At 56.6% G+C, this 22,094-nt stretch carries 17 protein-coding genes; 13 read left to right on the forward strand and 4 right to left on the reverse strand.

Annotation, left to right across the window (positions count from 1 at the left end; genetic code table 11):
- Positions 1-11 precede the first annotated feature (11 nt).
- From msbA to ACWPW2_RS06495, 6 genes are all read left to right on the forward strand, one after another.
- Entirely contained in the window at positions 12-1,760 is a 1,749-nt protein-coding gene (gene msbA, locus ACWPW2_RS06470; RefSeq protein ID WP_023481332.1) for a lipid A ABC transporter ATP-binding protein/permease MsbA, read from the forward strand.
- On the forward strand, positions 1,757-2,734 hold the full coding sequence (lpxK, locus tag ACWPW2_RS06475) for a tetraacyldisaccharide 4'-kinase (protein WP_454121932.1): 978 nt from the start codon (positions 1,757-1,759) through the stop codon (positions 2,732-2,734). Before msbA ends, lpxK begins: the two co-directional genes overlap by 4 nt.
- Positions 2,735-2,779: 45 nt before the next feature.
- On the forward strand, positions 2,780-4,012 hold the full coding sequence (locus ACWPW2_RS06480; RefSeq protein WP_454121934.1) for a winged helix-turn-helix domain-containing protein: 1,233 nt from the start codon (positions 2,780-2,782) through the stop codon (positions 4,010-4,012).
- A gap of 50 nt (positions 4,013-4,062) precedes the next feature.
- Entirely contained in the window at positions 4,063-4,245 is a 183-nt protein-coding gene (locus ACWPW2_RS06485; RefSeq protein ID WP_124968863.1) for a Trm112 family protein, read from the forward strand.
- A complete protein-coding gene (gene kdsB / locus ACWPW2_RS06490) occupies positions 4,242-4,991 on the forward strand; it encodes a 3-deoxy-manno-octulosonate cytidylyltransferase (RefSeq protein ID WP_124968861.1) in 750 nt (249 codons plus the stop codon). The genes ACWPW2_RS06485 and kdsB overlap by 4 nt, the downstream gene beginning before the upstream one ends.
- A 133-nt stretch (positions 4,992-5,124) precedes the next feature.
- Entirely contained in the window at positions 5,125-6,018 is an 894-nt protein-coding gene (locus ACWPW2_RS06495) for a YcbJ family phosphotransferase (protein WP_124968859.1), read from the forward strand.
- Here ACWPW2_RS06495 and elyC read toward each other — a convergent pair.
- Entirely contained in the window at positions 5,995-6,774 is a 780-nt protein-coding gene (gene elyC / locus ACWPW2_RS06500; RefSeq protein ID WP_454121937.1) for an envelope biogenesis factor ElyC, read from the reverse strand. The two genes, ACWPW2_RS06495 and elyC, sit on opposite strands and share 24 nt — an antisense overlap.
- A gap of 118 nt (positions 6,775-6,892) precedes the next feature.
- On the opposite strand from elyC, the gene cmoM reads away from it, so the two are divergent.
- From cmoM to ACWPW2_RS06535, 7 genes are all read left to right on the forward strand, one after another.
- Positions 6,893-7,687 (forward strand): tRNA uridine 5-oxyacetic acid(34) methyltransferase CmoM, encoded by a 795-nt coding sequence (gene cmoM, locus ACWPW2_RS06505; RefSeq protein WP_023481626.1) that lies wholly within the window; start codon positions 6,893-6,895, stop codon positions 7,685-7,687.
- The gene (mukF, locus tag ACWPW2_RS06510; RefSeq protein ID WP_023481712.1) at positions 7,680-9,002 is read left to right on the forward strand and encodes a chromosome partition protein MukF; all 1,323 of its coding nucleotides are present in this window, start codon (positions 7,680-7,682) and stop codon (positions 9,000-9,002) included. Before cmoM ends, mukF begins: the two co-directional genes overlap by 8 nt.
- Positions 8,983-9,687, forward strand: coding sequence for a chromosome partition protein MukE (gene mukE / locus ACWPW2_RS06515; RefSeq protein ID WP_454121940.1), 705 nt, complete (start codon positions 8,983-8,985; stop codon positions 9,685-9,687). Before mukF ends, mukE begins: the two co-directional genes overlap by 20 nt.
- Complete coding sequence (gene mukB, locus ACWPW2_RS06520; protein ID WP_454121942.1) at positions 9,687-14,135, forward strand: chromosome partition protein MukB; 4,449 nt, start codon at positions 9,687-9,689, stop codon at positions 14,133-14,135. The genes mukE and mukB overlap by 1 nt, the downstream gene beginning before the upstream one ends.
- Before the next feature lie 180 nt (positions 14,136-14,315).
- Positions 14,316-16,121, forward strand: a complete 1,806-nt coding sequence (gene ldtD / locus ACWPW2_RS06525) for a L,D-transpeptidase (protein ID WP_279791943.1) — start codon at positions 14,316-14,318, stop codon at positions 16,119-16,121.
- A gap of 188 nt (positions 16,122-16,309) precedes the next feature.
- The gene (locus tag ACWPW2_RS06530) at positions 16,310-16,858 is read left to right on the forward strand and encodes a YcbK family protein (protein WP_312119780.1); all 549 of its coding nucleotides are present in this window, start codon (positions 16,310-16,312) and stop codon (positions 16,856-16,858) included.
- A gap of 26 nt (positions 16,859-16,884) precedes the next feature.
- Positions 16,885-17,532 carry an MBL fold metallo-hydrolase gene (locus tag ACWPW2_RS06535; RefSeq protein WP_023481588.1) on the forward strand — a complete coding sequence of 216 codons (648 nt, stop codon included), beginning with the start codon at positions 16,885-16,887 and terminating at the stop codon, positions 17,530-17,532.
- Between the two features lie 47 nt (positions 17,533-17,579).
- Here the strand turns inward: ACWPW2_RS06535 and ACWPW2_RS06540 are convergent, their stop codons facing one another.
- The 3 genes from ACWPW2_RS06540 to asnS all read right to left on the reverse strand — a co-directional run bounded on the left by ACWPW2_RS06540 (position 17,580) and on the right by asnS (position 22,037).
- Complete coding sequence (locus tag ACWPW2_RS06540) at positions 17,580-18,770, reverse strand: amino acid aminotransferase (RefSeq protein ID WP_454121946.1); 1,191 nt, start codon at positions 18,768-18,770, stop codon at positions 17,580-17,582.
- A 186-nt stretch (positions 18,771-18,956) separates the two neighbouring features.
- Positions 18,957-20,030, reverse strand: a complete 1,074-nt coding sequence (ompF, locus tag ACWPW2_RS06545) for a porin OmpF (protein ID WP_023481877.1) — start codon at positions 20,028-20,030, stop codon at positions 18,957-18,959.
- 606 nt (positions 20,031-20,636) lie between these two features.
- Positions 20,637-22,037, reverse strand: a complete 1,401-nt coding sequence (gene asnS / locus ACWPW2_RS06550; protein WP_454121948.1) for an asparagine--tRNA ligase — start codon at positions 22,035-22,037, stop codon at positions 20,637-20,639.
- Between the last annotated feature and the right edge of the window lie 57 nt (positions 22,038-22,094).

A 22,094-nucleotide genomic window follows, 5' to 3' on the forward strand; every position in this document is an offset into this window, starting at 1 on the left:
TGGTTTTTTGAATGCATAACGACAAAGATCTCTCTACATGGCAGACATTCCGCCGTCTATGGCCGACTATTGCGCCTTTTAAAGCGGGGCTGATCGTGTCGGCGATCGCGTTAATCCTCAACGCAGCCAGCGATACCTTCATGTTATCGCTCCTCAAACCGTTACTGGACGATGGTTTTGGTAAAACGGATCGCTCAGTGCTGCTATGGATGCCGCTGGTGGTAATTGGCCTGATGATCCTGCGCGGTATCACCAGCTACATTTCGAGTTACTGCATCTCCTGGGTTTCCGGCAAAGTGGTGATGACCATTCGCCGTCGCCTGTTCAGCCATATGATGGGCATGCCGGTCTCCTTCTTCGACAAACAGTCCACCGGCACCTTGCTCTCACGCATCACTTATGACTCAGAGCAGGTGGCGTCCTCTTCCTCCGGCGCGTTGATCACCGTGGTGCGCGAAGGTGCCTCAATCATCGGCCTGTTTATCATGATGTTCTGGTACAGCTGGCAGCTGTCGCTGATTCTGATCGTGCTGGCACCGATCGTGTCGATCGCCATTCGCGTCGTCTCCAAACGTTTTCGCAATATCAGTAAGAATATGCAAAACACCATGGGGCAGGTGACTACCAGCGCAGAGCAGATGCTTAAAGGGCACAAAGAGGTGCTGATGTTCGGCGGCCAGGAAGTGGAAGCAAGCCGCTTTGACAAAGTCAGCAACAGAATGCGCCTGCAGGGGATGAAAATGGTTTCGGCCTCCTCCATCTCCGACCCGATCATTCAGCTTATCGCTTCTCTGGCGCTGGCCTTTGTGCTCTACGCCGCGAGCTTCCCGAGCGTCATGGCGACGCTGACCGCCGGTACTATCACCGTGGTCTTCTCGTCAATGATTGCGCTGATGCGCCCGCTGAAATCGCTGACCAACGTCAACGCGCAGTTCCAGCGCGGAATGGCGGCATGCCAGACGCTGTTTGCGATCCTCGATAGCGAGCAAGAGAAAGATGAAGGCACCCGCAACGTGGAACGCGCGCGTGGCGATCTTGAGTTCCGCAATGTGACCTTTACCTACCCCGGGCGTGAAACCCCGGCGCTGCGTAATATCAATCTCACTATTCCGGCCGGTAAAACCGTCGCACTGGTGGGGCGCTCTGGCTCAGGTAAAACCACTATGGCCAGCCTGATTACGCGCTTCTACGATATTGATGAGGGTGAAATCCTGCTCGATGGTCACGACCTGCGCGAGTATACGCTCTCCTCACTGCGTAATCAGGTCGCACTGGTTTCGCAAAACGTCCACCTCTTCAACGATACCGTGGCGAACAACATTGCCTATGCGCGTACGGAAGAGTACAGCCGTGAAGAGATTGAGCGTGCTGCTGAAATGGCCTATGCCCTCGACTTTATCAATAAGATGGATAACGGTCTCGATACCATCATTGGCGAAAATGGTGTCCTGCTCTCCGGCGGCCAGCGTCAGCGTATCGCCATTGCGCGCGCGCTGCTGCGCGACAGCCCGATCCTGATCCTTGATGAGGCGACCTCTGCACTCGATACCGAGTCCGAGCGCGCTATTCAGGCGGCGCTGAACGAGCTGCAGAAAAACCGCACCTCGATGGTCATCGCGCACCGTTTGTCGACCATCGAACAGGCCGACGAAATTGTGGTGGTGGAAGATGGCCGCATCGTCGAGCGTGGTAGCCACACCGAGCTGCTGGCGCAGCGCGGTGCGTATGCGCAGCTTCATAAGATGCAGTTTGGCGAATGATCGCGCGCATCTGGTCCGGTGAATCCCCGCTGTGGCTGTTGCTGCTGCCGCTCTCCTGGCTCTATGGCCTGGTGAGCGGCGCAATCCGTTTTGCTTATCGCATTGGATTAAAAAAAGCCTGGCGGGCACCGGTGCCGGTAGTTGTAGTCGGTAACCTGACGGCGGGCGGCAACGGCAAAACGCCGGTGGTTATCTGGCTGGTCGAGCAGCTACAGCAGCGCGGTGTCCATGTTGGGGTTGTCTCGCGCGGCTACGGCGGTAAAGCCGATCGCTATCCGCTGCTGCTGACGCCTGAAACCTCAACAGAGCAGGCGGGAGATGAGCCGGTGCTGATCTATCAGCGTACCGGAGCTCCAGTGGCGGTTTCGCCGAACAGATGTGAAGCGGTCAACGCGTTATTGTCGCAGCATCCGCTGCAGCTGATCGTCACCGACGATGGTTTACAGCACTATCGGCTGGCGCGTGATAAAGAGATTGTGGTAGTAGACGGCGTGCGGCGCTTCGGCAACGGCTGGTGGCTGCCGGCGGGTCCGATGCGCGAACGTGCGTCGCGCCTGAAAAGCGTTGATGCGGTGATCGCCAACGGCGGCGCGCCGCAGGCAGGCGAAATCGCCATGCGTCTGCGCCCGGGTCTGGCGGTCAACCTGCTGACGGGCGAACGCCGTGCGGTAAACGAGCTTGACCAGATTGTTGCAATGGCCGGCATTGGCCATCCTCCACGCTTTTTCGCCACCCTTGCCGAGTGTGGGGCGACGCTTAAGCGCAGCGTAGCGCTGGCGGATCACCAGGCGCTGGCACAGAAGGATGTCGACGCGCTGCTTCAGCCTGGAGAAACGCTGGTGATGACGGAAAAGGATGCCGTTAAGTGTCGTCCTTTTGCCCAGCCTGACTGGTGGTATCTGCCGGTTGATGCCGAGCTTGCGGGCGACGCGGCCGAAAAATTATTGCTGGATCTGCTCACACTGGTGCGCTGAGGATAGCCGCCTCGGCTGCGCCCTGTTTGATTAACAGGAACGCCTATGTCTGTGCCGCAACTTTCGCTTACCGCCGCTCGCCATCTTCATCTCGCCGCGCAGGGCCTGCTGCGAAAACCTTCCCGACGTGCAAAACCGGAGGATATCCTCTCGACCATCCGGCGCATGTCGCTGTTGCAGATCGATACCATTAATATCGTCGCCCGAAGCCCTTATCTGGTGTTGTTCAGCCGTCTCGGCGCGTTTGAGCCGCGCTGGCTGGATGATGCCCTGCGCAACGGCGAGCTGATGGAGTACTGGGCGCATGAAGCCTGCTTTCTGCCACGCGAGGATTTTGCCCTCGTCCGTCACCGCATGCTGGCACCCGACAAAATGGGATGGAAGTATCGCCAGGCGTGGATGCAGGAGCACGCGGCTGAGATTGAGCAGCTTATCGCGCACATTGAGGAGCATGGTCCGGTGCGATCCGCTGATTTTGAACATCCGCGTAAAGGCACCAGCGGCTGGTGGGAGTGGAAACCCCATAAGCGTCATCTGGAGGGGCTGTTCACCGCCGGTAAAGTGATGGTCATCGAGCGGCGTAATTTCCAGCGCGTCTACGATCTGACGCAGCGCGTGATGCCGCAGTGGGACGATGTGCGCGATCTGCTCTCTCAGGAGCAGGCCGAAGCCATCATGCTGGAAAAGAGCGCCCGCAGCCTTGGCCTGTTTCGTGCGCAGTGGCTGGCGGATTACTATCGACTGCGTCGCCCCGCGCTTGCTCAGGCGCTGGCGCAGATGCAAGAGGCGCAAACCATTCTACCGGTTGATGTCGAGGGGCTTGGCCCGGCGTGGCTCCACGCCTCTCTGCTGCCGCTGCTGGAACAGGCGCAGGCGGGCAAGCTGACCGCTACCCACAGTGCGGTGCTCTCGCCGTTTGATCCGGTGGTCTGGGATCGCAAGCGTGCAGAACAACTATTTGGCTTCAGCTATCGGCTGGAGTGCTATACCCCGGCGCCGAAGCGGCAATATGGCTATTTTGTCCTGCCTTTGCTGCACCGGGGGCAGCTGGTCGGGCGGATGGATGCGAAAATGCACCGCAGAACCGGCGTGCTGGAGGTGATTGCGCTGTTTCTTGAAGAGGGCCTTGCGCCGTCACTTCAGCTGGAGAAGGGGTTACAGCGTGCGATTACCGACTTTGCGCGCTGGCAAGGTGCGCAGCGCATCACCTTTTCCCATCTGCCCGATGGCCTGTTTTCATCATCGCGTGCCGGTCTGGAGATAGACGCGGCGTCATAATTGCCTATGATAAGTTCAATCTGCTCATCATCGGTTTCTCAGGAGGAAAGATGGATCACCGTTTACTCGAAATAGTTGCCTGCCCGGTCTGCAACGGCAAACTCAATTACACCCAGGATAAGCAGGAGCTGATCTGCAAAGTCGACAGCCTGGCATTCCCGGTACGCGAAGGCATTCCGGTGCTGCTGGAAAACGAAGCCCGCGCTTTAACCCCAGAAGAGAGCCGTCCATGAGCTTTGTGGTGATTATCCCCGCGCGCTACGCCTCGACGCGCCTGCCGGGTAAGCCGCTGGTCGACATCAACGGTAAACCGATGGTGGTGCACGTGCTGGAGCGTGCCCGTGAATCTGGCGCAGAGCGCATTATCGTAGCGACCGATAACGAAGAGGTGATGGCGGCAGTGCAGGCGGTGGGTGGCGAAGTGTGCATGACCCGCGCCGATCACCAGTCCGGCACCGAACGTCTTGCTGAAGTCGTTGAAAAATGCGGTTTCAGCGATGAGACGGTGATTGTTAACGTGCAGGGCGATGAGCCGATGATCCCGCCGGCGATCATTCGCCAGGTCGCAGACAATCTGGCTGCGCGCCGCGATGTCGGTATGGCGACGCTGGCCGTGCCGATTGAGAGTGCGGAAGAGGCCTTCAACCCCAATGCGGTGAAAGTGGTGATGGATGCGCAGGGCTATGCGCTCTACTTCTCGCGTGCCACCATTCCGTGGGATCGCGACCGTTTTGCCGCCTCGCGTGAGACCATCGGCGACAGCTTCCTGCGTCATATCGGCATCTACGGCTATCGTGCCGGCTTTATTCGCCGCTATGTCAGCTGGCAAACCAGCCCGCTTGAGCAGATCGAGATGCTCGAGCAGCTGCGCGTTCTGTGGTACGGCGAAAAAATCCACGTCGATGTTGCAAGCGTAGTGCCCGGCACCGGTGTCGATACGCCAGAGGATCTCGAACGCGTTCGCCAGGCGATGCGTTAATCCTTTCATCCCCTCCGGGCGGGGGGGATTTGCTCTATCTCGTCAAATAATCACCCTGATTTGATCTCATTGGGGTGACATCTTCCGGTATGGCGCTCATTATAAAAGCAGTCGTTTTTGTAGGGGCATTGCTATGGAACAACTTCGCGCCGAACTCAGTCATCTGCTGGGAGAGAAATTAAGCCGCATGGAGTGCGTCAGTGAAAAACCTGATTCGGCGCTCTGGTCTCTGTATGACAGCCGGGGAAACCCGATGCCGCTGATGGCAAGAAGCTTTACCACCCCGGGGCTGGCGCAGCAGCTGGCATGGAAAATCTCGATGCTCGCCCGCAGCGGCACGGTACGTATGCCGGTGGTTTATGGCGTAATGACCCACGAAGAGCACCCCGGTCCTGACGTGTTGCTGATTGAACGCCTGCGCGGCGTGCCGGTTGAAGCACCTGCGCGCACGCCGGAGCGCTGGGAGCAGCTCAAAGATCAAATTGTCGAGGGGCTGCTCTCCTGGCATCGTCAGGATAGTCACGGCTGCGTGGGCACTGTCGACAGTACTCAGGAAAATATCTGGCCCTCCTGGTATCGTCAGCGCGTCGAAGTGCTCTGGACCACCCTCAATCAATATCAAAATACCGGGCTGACGATGCAGGATAAGCGCCTGCTGTTTCGCACCCGCGAATGCCTGCCGGCGCTGTTTGAAGGATTTAACGATAATTGCGTGCTGGTGCACGGCAGTTTTAACCTGCGCAGCATGCTGAAAGATGCCCGCAGCGATCAGCTACTGGCGATGGTTGGCCCCGGCATTATGCTGTGGGCACCGCGAGAGTATGAACTCTTCCGCCTGGTGGATGGCCCGCAGGCGGAAGGGTTGCTGTGGCACTATTTACAGCGCGCACCGGTTGCCGAGTCGTTTATCTGGCGGCGCTGGCTCTATCTGCTGTGGGACGAAGTGGCGCAGCTGGTAAATACCGGTCGGTTTAACCGCGCCAATGTCGATCTGGCCTCGAAATCACTGCTCCCCTGGCTGGCCTGAACTGCCTTTTAGCCACTGCCAGATGCGCCCCAGCGTCTCATAACCCACCCGGTCACTGTGCATCAGCCAGACCGGGGAAGGGATCACACGCTCCCACGGGTTAAGCGGTGAGTCGATGGCCAGCTGGTTTGCCGGCGCGGGCAGCGGTTTTAACCCGACGTGCTGGAAGAAGATCATCGCCCGCGGCAGATGCGACGCGGAGGTGACCAGCAGGAAAGGTGCATCGCCGATAGCCTGCTTAACCGCAGCCGCTTCCTCTTCGGTATCCTTAGGCTGATCAAGGGTGATGATATCGCTGCGCGGCACGCCGAGGCTCTCGGCGACTCTGGCACCCGCTTCAGCAGTGCTGACCGGGTTGGTGGTGGCCGCCGCGCCGGTAAAGATCATTTTGGCTCCGGGATTAGCCCGCCATAAGCGGATCCCTTCATTAAGCCGCGGCAAGCTGTTACTAATCAGGTTCGAACTTGGCGCCCAGGCGTCATTCCACGTATAACCACCGCCCAGCACAACGATGTACTGCACCCGCTCGCTACCGTGCCAGGTGGGGTAGCTCTCCTCAATTGGTTTCAGCAGGCGATCCGCCACCGGCTGGATGCTTAAAAGCAGCAGTATCAGCCAGCCGACGCTGATAAAAACCTTGCCGGTTTTCTGCCAGCGACTAAACCAGACCAGCGCAATTCCTGCCCCGATAACCAAAAGTAAAAGTGGCAATGGCAGCAGCAGGCCGCCAGTGATTTTTTTTAGTATGAAAAGCACTGTATCCGTCTCCTTTTTGAGCATACAGCAGGCGATTTCCGCGGATCTTACACCAGATAGGTTCATTATCGGCACGGCTGTGACAAAATAGCGCTTTTGCCAGGAGCGTAGGGCGGCCATGCAGGATCGCAATTTCGACGATATCGCCGAGAAATTCTCGCGCAACATTTACGGCACGACAAAAGGTCTGCTGCGTCAGGCGATCCTGTGGCAGGATCTTGATATATTACTGGCAGAAATGAATGATGGCCCGTTGCACGTGCTTGACGCGGGCGGCGGCGAGGGGCAAACGGCGATCCGTATGGCGCAGCTTGGTCACCATGTGACCCTCTGCGATGTGTCCCAGGAGATGCTTAAACGCGCGCAGGCCGCGGCAGAAGAGAAAGGCGTCAGCGGTAACATGCATTTTGTACACTGCGCGGTTCAGGATATTGCTCAGCATTTGGCATCGCCGGTTGATCTGATATTGTTCCATGCGGTTCTTGAATGGGTCGCCGATCCCGTCGCCGTGCTGCAAAAATTGTGGTCGGTATTAAGGCCGGGCGGTGCGCTGTCGCTGATGTTTTACAATGCTGACGGCCTGCTGATGCATAACATGGTGGCAGGGAACTTTGACTATGTGCAGGTGGGAATGCCGAAGCGGAAGAAGCGTACGCTCTCCCCGGATCACCCGCGTGCGCCCGCCGAGGTTTACCGCTGGCTTGAGCAGATTGGCTGGCAGATAACCGGCAAAACCGGCGTGCGTGTCTTCCATGACTATCTGCGCGACAAAACTCAGCAGCAGCGCAGTTTCGAGATGCTGCTGGAGCTGGAGACCCGCTACTGCCGGCAGGAACCCTATATTAGCCTCGGCCGTTATATTCACGTGACAGCCCGTAAGCCGCAAATCGATGGAAGGACAAACGATGAGTGAATTTTCCCAGACAGTCCCCGAACTGGTTGCCTGGGCCAGAAAAAATGATTTCTCCATCTCGCTGCCGGTCGACAGGCTCTCCTTTTTGCTGGCTGTCGCCACCCTGAACGGCGAGCGTCTTGATGGTGAAATGAGTGAAGGCGAGCTGGTGGATGCCTTTCGTCATGTGAGTGAAGCGTTTGAGCAAACCAGCGAAACCGTTAACCAGCGTGCGAACAACGCGATTAACGATATGGTGCGCCAGCGTTTGTTGAACCGCTTTACCAGCGAGCAGGCAGAGGGCAACGCCATCTACCGCCTGACGCCGCTGGGCATCGGTATTACTGATTACTATATTCGCCAGCGCGAGTTCTCCACGCTGCGCCTCTCGATGCAGCTCTCTATTGTGGCGGCTGAGTTGAAGCGCGCCGCCGATGCGGCAGAAGAGGGCGGGGATGAGTTTCACTGGCACCGGAACGTCTTTGCGCCGCTGAAATACTCTGTTGCAGAGATTTTCGACAGCATCGATCTCACGCAGCGCATCATGGATGAGCAACAGCAGCAGGTGAAAGATGATATCGCCCAGTTGCTGAATAAGGACTGGCGCGCCGCTATATCCAGCTGTGAGCTACTGCTCTCTGAAACCTCCGGGACGCTGCGCGAACTGCAGGATACGCTCGAAGCGGCCGGTGATAAGTTGCAGACCAACTTGTTGAGCATCCAGGAAGCCACGATGGGACGCGACGATCTCGAGTTCCTCGATCAGCTGGTCTTTAACCTGCAAAGCAAGCTCGACCGTATTGTCAGCTGGGGGCAGCAGTCCATCGATCTGTGGATCGGTTACGACCGCCACGTGCATAAATTTATCCGTACCGCGATTGATATGGATAAAAACCGCGTCTTTGCCCAGCGTTTGCGCCAGTCGGTGCAGAGCTATTTCGATGCGCCGTGGGCATTAACCCACGCCAGCGCCGACCGCTTGCTGGATATGCGCGATGAAGAGATGGCGCTGCGCGACGAAGAGGTGACCGGTGAGCTGCCGAGTGAGATGGAGTTCGAGGAGTTTAACGAGATTCGCGAACAGCTCGCGGCGCTGATCGAACAGCAGCTGGCTATCTATAAAACCAAAGGTGTGCCGCTCGATCTCGGCCTTGTGGCCCGCGAGTATCTGGCGCAATACCCGCGCGCGCGTCATTTTGACATCGCGCGCATCGTAGTTGATCAGGCGGTACGCCTCGGCGTAGCGCAAGCAGATTTCACCGGACTGCCACCGAAATGGCAGCCGATTAATGATTACGGAGCCAAGGTACAGGCGCATGTCATCGACAAATATTGAACAAGTGATGCCGGTTAAACTGGCACAAGCGTTGGCAAACCCGCTGTTTCCGGCGCTGGATAGCGCACTGCGCTCAGGGCGGCATATTGGCCTCGACGAGCTGGATAATCACGCCTTTTTGATGGATTTCCAGGAGTATCTCGAGGAGTTTTACGCCCGTTATAACGTGGAGCTGATTCGCGCGCCGGAAGGTTTCTTATATCTGCGCCCGCGCTCCACCACCCTGATCCCACGTTCGGTGCTCTCTGAGCTGGATATGATGGTTGGCAAAATTCTGTGCTACCTCTATCTCAGCCCGGAGCGTCTGGCTAACGAGGGGATTTTTACCCAGCAGGAGCTCTATGACGAGCTGCTGTCGCTGGCGGATGAAAACAAGCTGTTGAAGCTGGTGAACAACCGCTCAACCGGCTCCGATCTCGACCGTCAGAAGCTGCAGGAAAAGGTGCGCTCTTCCCTCAACCGTCTGCGCCGTCTCGGCATGATCTGGTTTATGGGCAATGACAGCAGCAAGTTCCGCATTACCGAATCGGTGTTCCGCTTTGGTGCCGATGTGCGTTCGGGTGACGATGCGCGTGAAGCACAGCTGCGCATGATCCGCGACGGTGAAGCGATGCCTGTGGAAAATCACCTGCAGCTCAACGATGAGCCTGAAGAGAACCAGCCGGACAGCTCGGAGGATGAGTAATGATTGATCGCGGTAAATTTCGTTCGCTTACGCTGATTAACTGGAACGGCTTTTTTGCCCGCACCTTTGATCTCGACGAGTTGGTCACCACCCTTTCAGGCGGTAACGGGGCCGGGAAATCGACTACCATGGCGGCGTTTGTCACGGCGCTGATCCCGGATCTGACGCTGCTGCACTTCCGTAACACCACTGAAGCGGGCGCAACTTCAGGCTCACGCGATAAGGGTCTGCACGGCAAACTGAAAGCCGGTGTCTGTTATTCAGTGCTGGATGTGATCAACTCCCGCAACCAGCGCGTGCTGGTTGGCGTGCGTTTGCAGCAGGTCGCCGGTCGCGATCGCAAAGTGGATATTAAACCTTTTGCCATTCAGGGCTTACCGACCGCTGTGCTGCCAACGCAACTGCTGACGGAAACCCTCAATGAGCGCCAGGCGCGTGTCCTGACGCTGCAGGAAGTGAAAGATAAGCTCGACGCGATGGAAGGGGTGCAGTTTAAGCAGTTCAACTCCATCACTGATTACCACTCGCTGATGTTTGATCTGGGGATCGTGGCGCGTCGTCTGCGCTCCGCCTCCGATCGCAGCAAGTTCTACCGCCTGATTGAAGCCTCGCTCTATGGCGGGATCTCCAGCGCCATTACCCGCTCCCTGCGCGACTACTTGCTGCCAGAAAACAGCGGCGTACGTAAAGCGTTCCAGGATATGGAAGCGGCGCTGCGCGAAAACCGCATGACGCTGGAGGCGATCCGCGTTACCCAGTCCGACCGCGATCTGTTTAAACACCTGATCAGCGAAGCCACCGACTATGTGGCAGCGGACTATATGCGCCACGCCAACGAACGCCGGGTGCATCTGGATAAAGCGCTGGAGTATCGCCGCGATCTCTTCACCTCGCGCAAGCAGCTGGCCGCCGAGCAGTATAAGCATGTCGATATGGCGCGCGAACTGGCGGAACATAGCGGTGCGGAAGGGGATCTGGAGGCCGATTACCAGGCCGCCAGCGATCACCTGAACCTCGTGCAGACCGCGCTGCGTCAGCAGGAAAAAATTGAGCGCTACGAAGCCGATCTGGAAGAGTTGCAGATCCGCCTCGAAGAGCAGCAGGAAGTGGTGGCGGAAGCCGCCGAGCGCCAGGAAGATAACGAAGCGCGCGCCGAAGCGGCCGAGCTGGAAGTGGATGAGCTGAAAAACCAGCTCGCGGATTACCAGCAGGCGCTGGACGTTCAGCAGACCCGCGCGATCCAGTACAACCAGGCTCTGCAGGCGCTGGAGCGGGCGAAAACCCTCTGCCATCTGCCGGATCTGACCATTGACAGCGCCGATGAGTGGCTGGAGACCTTCCAGGCGAAAGAGCAGGAAGCAACCGAGAAACTGCTGTCGCTGGATCAAAAAATCAGCGTCGCGCAAACGGCGCACAGCCAGTTTGAGCAGGCGTATCAGCTGGTGGCTGCCATTAATGGCCCGCTGGCGCGTAATGAAGCCTGGAGCGTGGCGCGTGAATTGCTGCGCGATGCGGTCAACCAGCGCCATCTGGCGGAACAGGTTCAGCCGCTGCGCATGCGCCTGACGGAGCTGGAGCAGCGCCTGCGCGAGCAGCAGGACGCCGAGCGCCTGCTGGCGGAGTTCTGCAAACGTCAGGGCAAACAGATTGATGCCGATGAGCTGGAAGCGCTGCATCAGCAGCTGGAAGCGCAGATTGCCGCGCTCTCAGACAACGTTTCTGCCGCCAGTGAGCAGCGTATGGCGCTGCGCCAGGAGCTGGAGCAGTTGCAGTCGCGCATTCAGTCTCTTACCAAACGTGCGCCGATCTGGCTGGCGGCGCAGAACAGCCTGTCGCAACTGTGTGAACAGAGCGGCGAGCAGTTTGAATCGAGCCAGGACGTTACCGAGTATCTGCAACAGCTGCTGGAGCGCGAGCGCGAAGCTATCGTTGAGCGCGATGAGATTGGCGCACGTAAGCGCGCGGTCGATGATGAGATCGAGCGTTTAAGCCAGCCGGGCGGTGCGGAAGATCAGCGCCTCAATGCGCTGGCCGAACGCTTTGGCGGCGTCCTGCTCTCGGAAATCTATGATGACGTCAGCCTTGAAGATGCCCCTTACTACTCGGCGCTGTATGGCCCGTCGCGTCACGCTATCGTGGTGCCGGATCTCTCGCTGGTTGCGGGGATGCTCGAAGGGCTGGAGGATTGCCCGGAAGATCTCTACCTGATCGAAGGGGATCCGCAATCCTTCGATGACAGCGTGTTCAGCGTGGATGAGCTGGAAAAAGCGGTGGTGGTGAAAATTGCCGACCGCCAGTGGCGCTACTCCCGCTTCCCGACGCTGCCGATCTTTGGTCGCGCCGCGCGTGAAAGCCGGATTGAAAGCCTGCACGCCGAGCGGGAAACGCTGGCGGAACGTTTCGCCACCTTGTCGTTTGACGTGCAGAAAACCCAGCGCCTGCATCAGGCCTTCAGCCGCTTTATCGGCAGCCATATCGGCGTGGCGTTTGACGACGATCCGGAAGCGGAAATCCGCAGCCTCAACAGCCGCCGCGGCGAGCTGGAGCGTGCCATCAGCAATCATGAAAATGATAACCAGCAGAATCGCGTTCAGTTCGAGCAGGCGAAAGAGGGCGTGGCCCAGCTTAACCGCCTGCTGCCGCGCCTGAGCCTGCTGGCGGATGAGACCCTCGCCGATCGCGTCGATGAGATCCAGGAGCGGCTGGATGAAGCGCAGGAAGCCGCGCGCTTTATTCAGCAGTTCGGCAATCAGCTGGCGAAACTTGAGCCGATGGTCTCTGTGTTGCAGAGCGACCCCGAGCAGTTTGAGCAGCTTAAAGCTGATTACGCCGCCTCGCAGCAGGTACAGCGTGATGCGCGCCAGCAGGCTTTCGCGCTGGCGGAAGTGGTTCAACGCCGGGCGCACTTCAGCTACTCCGATTCCGCCGAGATGTTTAACGGCAATAACGATCTCAACGAGAAGCTGCGCCAGCGCCTGGAGCAGGCTGAAGCGGAGCGTACCCGCGCGCGCGAAGCGATGCGCAGCCATGCCGCGCAGTATGGCCAGTACAACCAGGTACTCGCCTCGCTGAAGAGTTCGTTTGATACCAAAAAAGAGCTGCTTAACGACCTGCAAAAAGAGTTACAGGATATCGGCGTGCGCGCCGACAGCGGGGCAGAGGAGCGCGCGCGTCAGCGCCGTGACGAACTGCATGCCCAGCTCTCCGGCAACCGCTCGCGCCGCAATCAACTGGAAAAAGCGCTCACCTTCTGCGAAGCCGAGATGGATAACCTGACGCGCAAGTTACGCCGTCTGGAGCGCGATTATCACGAAATGCGTGAGCAGGTGGTGAGTGCGAAAGCGGGCTGGTGCGCGGTGATGCGCATGGTGAAAGATAACGGCGTTGAGCGTCGTCTTCACCGCCGCGAGCTGGCCTACCTCTCTGCGGACGAGCTGCGCTCTATGTCGGATAAGGCCCTTGGTGCGCTGCGCCTGGCGGTATCAGATAATGAACACCTGCGCGATGTGCTGCGCATGTCGGAAGATCCGAAACGCCCGGAGCGCAAGATCCAGTTCTTTGTCGCGGTCTACCAGCATCTGCGCGAGCGTATCCGTCAGGATATTATTCGCACCGACGATCCGGTCGAAGCGATTGAGCAGATGGAGATTGAGCTGAGCCGCCTGACGGAAGAGCTCACCTCCCGCGAGCAGAAGCTGGCGATCAGCTCCCGCAGCGTGGCGAATATTATTCGCAAAACCATTCAGCGCGAGCAGAACCGTATCCGCATGCTCAACCAGGGTTTGCAGAGCGTCTCGTTCGGCCAAGTCAACAGCGTGCGCTTAAACGTGAACGTGCGGGAGACCCACGCCACGCTGCTGAATGTGCTTTCAGAGCAGCACGAGCAGCATCAGGATCTGTTTAACAGCAGCCGCCTGACCTTCTCGGAAGCGCTGGCGAAGCTCTATCAGCGCCTCAACCCGCAAATCGATATGGGCCAGCGTACGCCGCAGACCATTGGCGAAGAGCTGCTCGACTACCGCAACTATCTGGAGATGGAAGTGGAAGTTAACCGTGGCTCCGACGGCTGGCTGCGCGCCGAGTCGGGCGCGCTATCGACCGGGGAAGCGATCGGTACCGGGATGTCGATTCTGGTGATGGTGGTGCAGAGCTGGGAAGATGAAGCCCGCCGCCTGCGCGGTAAAGATATCTCGCCTTGTCGCCTGCTGTTCCTTGATGAAGCTGCGCGTCTTGATGCCCGCTCTATCGCCACGCTGTTCGAGTTGTGCGAGCGTCTGGAGATGCAGCTGATTATCGCGGCGCCGGAGAATATCAGCCCGGAGAAAGGCACCACCTACAAGCTGGTGCGTAAAGTGGTGCAGAATCAGGAGCATGTGCATGTTGTTGGCCTGCGTGGCTTTGCCCCGCAGCTGCCGGAAACGCTCCCCGGGACGGCTGAGGTCTCGTAATCACAGCACAATAATAAAGAGCGGCCTCAGTGCCGCTCTTTTTGTTTTCTGAAAAAGATTGCCAGTCGGCGTTTAATCTTTAAACTTCTTTACAGTAGGTCAGACAAATGTTTTTTTGTCTTTATATACTGAGAAAAAGGTGACATTTAGTCACATGCAAGGTGAGAACAGGGGGCAGGGATGTTGCTTTTGAAGTCGTATGGTCGTCGAATGTCGGCGTTGAGTTTGTGCCTGGCATTCGCATTCGCTCCGCTGTTTAATGCGCAGGCCGATGAGCCTGAAGTTGTACCGGTTGATACCTCGGCAACGCCGGGCGATCAGCCCACTCTATTACCGCAGCCACTGGAGCAATCTCCGGCGACGGCGATGATGATCGGTGTAAAACCCTATCCGAACGGTGTCTCGGTTGCCGACGTGCGGGCACAGCTGCAATCTCAGCTGCCGGCAAACTGGACGCCTGCCTATATGGATCAGCTTGCGGCACTCTATGCCGCGCGCGGTCAGAAGCCGATGTGGGAAAACCGCGAGGCGGTTCAGGCTTTCCAGCAGCAGCTGGCGGAAGTGGCCATTGGCGGCTTTCAACCGCAGTTCACTACCTGGGTCGAACTGCTGACCAATCCGGATGTGACCGGCATGGCGCGGGATGTCGTCCTCTCCGACGCGATGATGGGTTATCTGCAATTTGTGGCCGGTATCCAGGCGAAGGGCCAGCGCTGGCTCTACAGCGATAAACCTTATGCGCTCGCGACGCCTGCTATCTCAGTCATCAACCAGTGGCAATCCGCGCTGGATAACGGCTCGCTGCCAGCTTTTATTGCCACGCTGGCCCCGCATCACCCGCAATATGCGGCGATGCATCAATCCCTGCTGACGCTGGTGGCGGATTCACGCCCGTGGCCTGAGATGACCGGCACAGCATCGCTGCGCCCGGGGCAGTGGAGCAATGACGTTCCGGCGCTGCGCGAGATCCTGCAGCGCAACGGCATGCTGGAGAGCGGCGCGGAGATTGCGCTGCCGGATGGCAATGCCGCGGTCAGCCCGTCGGCAGAACCGGCACCTAAGAAAAAGCCCGCCGCACGCGAGGCTTATGACCGCACACTGGTTGAGGCGGTAAAACGTTTTCAGGCCTGGCAGGGTTTGCATGCTGATGGCGTGATCGGTAAAAGCACGCGCGACTGGCTGAACGTTACGCCTGCGCAGCGCGCCGGTCTGCTGGCGCTCAATATCCAGCGTCTGCGCCTGCTGCCCTCGACGCTCTCGACCGGCATTATGGTCAACATTCCGGAGTATTCGCTGGTCTACTACCTCAACGGCAATGAAGTGCTGTCGTCGAGAGTGATTGTTGGCCGCCCGGACCGCAAAACGCCGATGATGAGCAGCGCACTTAACAACGTAGTAGTTAACCCGCCGTGGAACGTGCCGCCGACGCTGGCGCGCAAAGATATCCTGCCGAAGCTGTGGAACGATCCCACTTACCTTGAACGCCATGGCTACACCGTACTGCGCGGCTGGAACAGCAAAGAGCCGATCGATCCGACCATGGTCGACTGGGCGACGATTACGCCATCCAACTTGCCTTTCCGCTTCCAGCAGGCACCAGGCGTGACCAACTCGCTTGGGCGTTATAAGTTCAATATGCCGAGTTCTGACGCGATTTACCTGCATGACACGCCGAACCACGCTCTGTTCCAGAAACAGGCCCGAGCGCTTAGCTCCGGCTGCGTGAGGGTGAATAAATCCTCTGAGCTTGCCAATATGCTGTTGCAGGATGCGGGCTGGAGCGATACGCGTATTTCGGATGCGTTAAAGCAGGGCGATACGCGTTACGTGAATATTCGCCACGATATTCCGGTCAATCTTTACTATTTGACCGCGTTTGTTGGGGCTGATGGACGCACGCAATACCGCACAGATATTTACAATTATGATCTGACGGCGCGCACCGGTGCGCTTGTTCTGGCGAAAGCTGAAAAATTAATCAGGTAAATGAAGCAGTTTGCGATTTTCCGTTGTCATAGTGACAGGCAATTCCCGGGTAGTTCAGGCTACAGAGCCCGGGATTGCTGGGGAGAGGCCGCCTTGACGCGGCGTTTGTTGCCCGGTAAGGTGCCTCTCGTGCGCTAAAGCAGTGCATAAAAATCGTTCAATGCACTTTTTCTGTAGATCTGATTATCATGGATAAATTTGACGCTAATCGCCGCAAATTGCTGGCGTTGGGTGGAGTTACACTAGGTGTTGCTCTGTTACCCACTCCCGCTTTTGCAACGCTCTCCACGCCGCGCCCGCGTATTTTAAGACTTAATAATCTTAATACCGGGGAGTCTATTAAAGCTGAGTTCTTTGATGGTAGAGGCTATATTCAGGATGAATTAGCAAAACTCAACCATTTCTTCCGTGATTACCGCGCAAATAAAATTACGCGCATGGATCCTCAGCTCTTTGATCACCTGTTCCGCCTGCAAGGCCTGTTAGGCACGAATAAACCTGTCCAACTCATCTCCGGTTATCGCTCTGTTGATACCAACAATGAGCTGCGCGCTCATAGCCGCGGTGTAGCGAAAAAAAGCTATCACACCAAAGGCCAGGCGATGGATTTCCATATTGAAGGGATTTCCCTGAGTAATATTCGCAAAGCTGCGTTATCTCTGCGCGCGGGTGGTGTAGGATACTACCCCAAAAGCAATTTTGTGCATATTGACACCGGGCCGGTAAGGCACTGGTAAAACTCAGTCTGAGCTACAGGAGCAGTATGAACTATCGTATTATTCCGGTTACCGCGTTCTCCCAGAATTGCTCGCTAATCTGGTGTGAACAGACGCAAGTCGCTGCCGTGGTCGATCCCGGCGGAGACGCAGAGCGCATTATTCAGGAAGTGGATGCGTGTGGTGTGACGGTGACGCAAATCCTGCTCACGCATGGTCATCTCGATCATGTTGGTGCGGCGGCGGAACTGGCGCAGCATTATGGTGTGCCAATTATTGGCCCGGAAAAAGAAGATGAGTTCTGGCTACAGGGATTACCGGCGCAGAGCCGCATGTTTGGCCTCGAAGATTGCCAGCCGCTGACGCCCGATCGTTGGTTAAATGAAGGCGACAGCGTAGCCGTAGGCAATATCAGCCTGCAGGTGCTGCACTGTCCGGGACATACACCGGGGCATATCGTCTTTTTTGACGCGCAGTCACGTTTGCTGATCTCTGGCGACGTGGTCTTTAAAGGCGGCGTAGGGCGCAGCGATTTCCCGAAAGGGGATCACGCGCAACTGATTCACTCCATCAAGCATAAGCTGTTGCCGCTTGGTGATGACGTGACCTTTATTCCGGGGCACGGGCCACTCTCGACATTAGGGAATGAGCGGTTGCACAACCCGTTCCTGCAGGATGAACAACCGGTGTGGTAAACAAAAAAGGGTCGCGTAAGCGACCCTTTTTACTTCCTGCGTCTTGCTTACAGGACGGCGACAATCGCCTCGCACAGCGGGGCCATATTGTCCGGCGTCATGCCGGCGACGTTGATACGCCCGGAAGCCACGGCATAGATGCCGAACTCTTCACGCAGGCGCAGCACCTGCTCTTTGGTCAGGCCGCTGAATGAGAACATGCCATTCTGGCGGGTGATAAAGCTAAAGTCGCGGTTTGCGCCTTTCTCCTGCAGCGTATTCACAAACAGCAGACGCATACGCTGAATGCGCTGGCGCATATCGGTCAGCTCCTGCTCCCAGATCGCACGCAGGGCAGTGTTGCTGAGGATAGTTGCAACCACTGACGCGCCGTGGGCTGGCGGGTTGGAGTAGTTTGCGCGGATCACCGATTTCATCTGGCTGAATGCGCGATCGGCAGTATCTGCATCGGCGCAGACCAGCGTACAGGCACCTACACGCTCGTTGTAGAGGCCGAAGTTTTTCGAGTAGGAACTGGCGACCAGCAGCTCTTTATGCAGCGCAGCGAAGGCACGCAGCCCCTCAGCATCCTCTTCCAGACCGCGAGCGAAACCCTGATAGGCGAAATCGAACAGCGGCAGCCATCCTTTCTCTACAGAAAGCTTCGCCAGCGCTTCCCACTGCTCCAGCGTCGGATCGATACCGGTCGGGTTGTGGCAGCAGCCGTGGAACAGCACTACGTCACCCGCCTGCGCCTGCTCAAGGCTGGCCAGCAGGCCTTCAAAATCGAGGGTATGGTTCTGTGCATCGTAGTAAGCGTATTCGCACACTTCCAGGCCGGCAGAGTTAAACACGCCTTTGTGGTTCGGCCAGCTCGGGTTGCTGACCCAGACGCGTTTTACACTGCTGTTTTTGGCAAGGAAATCTGCGGCAACGCGCAGACCGCCGGTGCCGCCTGGGGTTTGTGCCGTCCGTGCGCGTTTGTCATTGATAATGGCGCTGCCTTTGCCGAAGAGTAACTCCTGGGTGCAGCGGCCAAATTCTGGAATGCCGTCGATGCCGAGGTAGTTTTTGGTGGCTTCGTTTTCCAGCAGATAGAGCTCTGCTTTCTTCACGCTAGTCAGCACCGGCGTTTTACCGGTTTCATCTTTATAGACACCGATGCCTAAATTAATTTTGTGCGGGCGTTCATCGGCGCGAAACAGATCGGCCAGGCCCAGAATAGGGTCGGCAGGGGCAGCGGTAATATTCTCAAACATGACGAGGTTCCATTTTGATGACAGAAGGGAATTCCGTTATCAGGTTAACGGCTGGCAGGGGAATTGCCAACCGTTTGCAATAAAAAGCGCGACGCTTTTCAAAAGTCGTCGCGCTTTTTGCCGCAGGCATAAAAAAACAGGGCCGAAGCCCTGTTTTAAATGCCTATAACAGTCGAGGGTGACTGATTAGAACTGGTAAACGATACCCACAGCTACGGTGTCGTCGTAACCTACGCCCAGTTTGTTGTCTTTATCAATCTGGTTGATGATGTAGTCAACATAGGTGGACATGTTTTTGTTGAAGTAGTAGGTTGCGCCCAATTCGATGTAGTCAACGTAATCTTCGCTACCTACGCCTTCAACATCTTTCGCTTTAGATTTGTAGTAAGCGATGGACGGACGCAGACCGAAGTCGAACTGGTACTGAGCAACAACGGAGAAGTCCTGAGTTTTGTTCGCGTAACCGCCATTAATGCGGGTTGCGTTACGGGACTCGCCGTACAGAGCTGCCAGGTAGATGTTGTTTGCGTCATACTTCACGCCGGTTGCCCACTGCTCAGCTTTGTCGCCATGTCCGAGCAGAGTAGGACTCTGTTGGGCATTGGTACGGTCAGCCGCGCCGTAGCCACCGACAATGCCGAAGCCGTCGAAGTCGTAGCTCAGAGAAGTTGCCCAGCCGTCGCCGTTAGAGCGGTTAACCACGGTACGCTCATTTTTACCCAGGTACTGAACGCCGAAGTTCAGACCGTCAACCAGGCCGAAGAAGTTGCTGTTACGGTAAGTTGCCAGACCACCGTTACGACCGGAGAAGAAGTTATCGCTGTTGCCGGTGTCGCCACCGAACTCTGGCAGCATATCGGTTACGCCGATTGCGTCATATACCAGGCCGTAGTTACGACCGTAGTCGAAAGAGCCCGCGTCGCCGAATTTCAGGCCTGCGAATGCCAGACGGGTTTTGTTATTAGTCTGTGCGTCTGAACCTTCAGAGTTGTTGCCTGCAAAGTTATATTCCCACTGGCCGTAACCGGTCAGCTGGTCGTTAATTTTGGTTTCGCCTTTGAAGCCCAGACGAGCGTAAGTTTGGTCGCCGTTGCCAGCATAACCATTAGCGCCATTATCTTTGGTGAAGTAGTGCAGACCAACCGCTTTACCATAGATATCAACTTTGTTGCCATCTTTGTTATAGATCTCAGCAGCGTTAGCTGCGCCCGCTACGAGCAGGGCAGGGATAACCACTGCCAGGATATTGCGCTTCATCATTATTTATTACCCTCATTGGTTTTTTTTGGACACCTGCCACTGCCGCCGTGTAAATCCGTCAAAAAAAATTTACGGAACTACAGATGAGAGTTTGGTGTCTTTCTGTGTCTGAGAGGCATCTTTCCAAACAAGTAAACGTTTCGCTAGCGTGAAAGTGCTACAAATGTCTTAAAGAAGTAACAAGAAGAAATATTGTGTAATAATTTGTGTATTTAACGGAACTTTGTGAACCATCTCTAACTTCCGCATCTGCCGCTTAAAAAAACAGCGTCACCTTTCCTATTTATATGAATTACTTATGTTTAATTGAGATAAAGGCATACCTTATGCACAAAAGAGGCAGATAAGGCTTTTTCTTATATTTGAGTTTAGACGTCCAGATAGCTGTGCTAATTTTAACCAAATGTGCTAATCATCCTAATGAAACACTTTGAAATATTCACGGTCGTGATTTTTGTTGCGAAGGAATTCAGGCGTAAAAAAACGCAAAGAAACGTATAACGGGCGATTTGTCTGGCGGGATAAAGTGTGATCGCGTTAACAAAAGTTGACAGCAGATAATAAAAAGGCCAGCTATTATGCTGGCCTTGTTTGACATTGACGCAATCAGAAGGTTGCGTTGCGCGGCGTACGCGGGAACGGGATCACGTCGCGGACGTTCTGCACACCAGTGACGTAGGCGATCAGACGTTCAAAGCCGAGACCAAAACCGGCGTGCGGTACGGTGCCGTAGCGGCGCAGATCGCGATACCACCAGTAGTCCTCTTTATTGAGGCCCATTTCAGCCATACGCGCGTCCAGCACGTCGAGACGCTCTTCACGCTGCGAGCCACCGATGATTTCGCCAATGCCCGGTGCCAGCACGTCCATCGCCGCCACGGTTTTACCGTCATCATTAAGGCGCATATAGAACGCTTTAATCTCTTTCGGGTAGTTTTTAACAACGACAGGCGCTTTGAAGTGCTTCTCAGCCAGATAGCGTTCGTGTTCAGAGGCGAGATCGACACCCCAGTAAACCGGGTTTTCGAACGTCTCACCGCACTTCTCAAGGATGGCTACCGCATCGGTGTAATCCACCTGCGCGAAGTCAGCCGCGATAAAGCGCTCCAGGCGACCGATAGCATCTTTATCAACGCGCTCGGCGAAGAACTGCAGATCGTCCAGACGCTCTTCCAGCACCGCTTTAAAGGCATATTTCAGCATCGCTTCTGCCAGACGTGCGTTATCGTCGAGGTTAGCAAAGGCGATTTCCGGCTCCAGCATCCAGAACTCCGCCAGGTGGCGGCTGGTGTTGGAGTTTTCCGCGCGGAAAGTCGGGCCAAAGGTATAAACCTTAGAGAGCGCGCAGGCATAGGTCTCTGCGTTCAACTGACCGGAAACCGTCAGGAACGCCTCTTTGCCAAAGAAGTCTTTGTCGTAATCAACTTTGCCTTCAGCGTTACGCGGCAGGTTTTCCATATCCAGCGTCGAGACGCGGAACATTTCGCCAGCGCCTTCGGTATCGGAGGCGGTAATCAGCGGAGAAGAGACCCAGAAGAAGCCCTGCTCGTCGAAGAAGCGGTGCAGCGCCTGCGCCAGCGTATGACGAACGCGCGCGACGGCACCGATCAGGTTGGTGCGCGGGCGCAGGTGTGCGACTTCACGCAGATATTCGATGCTGTGACGTTTTGCCGCCATCGGGTAGGTGTCCGGATCTTCAACCCAGCCGGTCACTTCTACGGATGTTGCCTGGATCTCCAGGCTCTGACCTTCGCCCGGCGAGGCCACAACTTTGCCGGTAACCACAACCGAGCAGCCGGTAGTCAGATGCAAAACATCATCATTGTAATTGGGCAGAGAATTATTAATAACGGCCTGTACAGGATTAAAGCAGGAGCCGTCATAAACGGCGAGGAAGGAGATACCAGCTTTAGAATCTCGGCGGGTGCGCACCCATCCGCGAACCGTCACTTCACTGTCAACGGCAACGCGACCATGGAATACGTCGGCTACAGGCACAACGCTCATAATATTCTCTCTATTAATAGTCGGAAAAAATAAACACTTGTCCACCCGAAATGGGCG

It is taken from the genome of Kosakonia sp. Marseille-Q7440 (assembly GCF_965119485.1).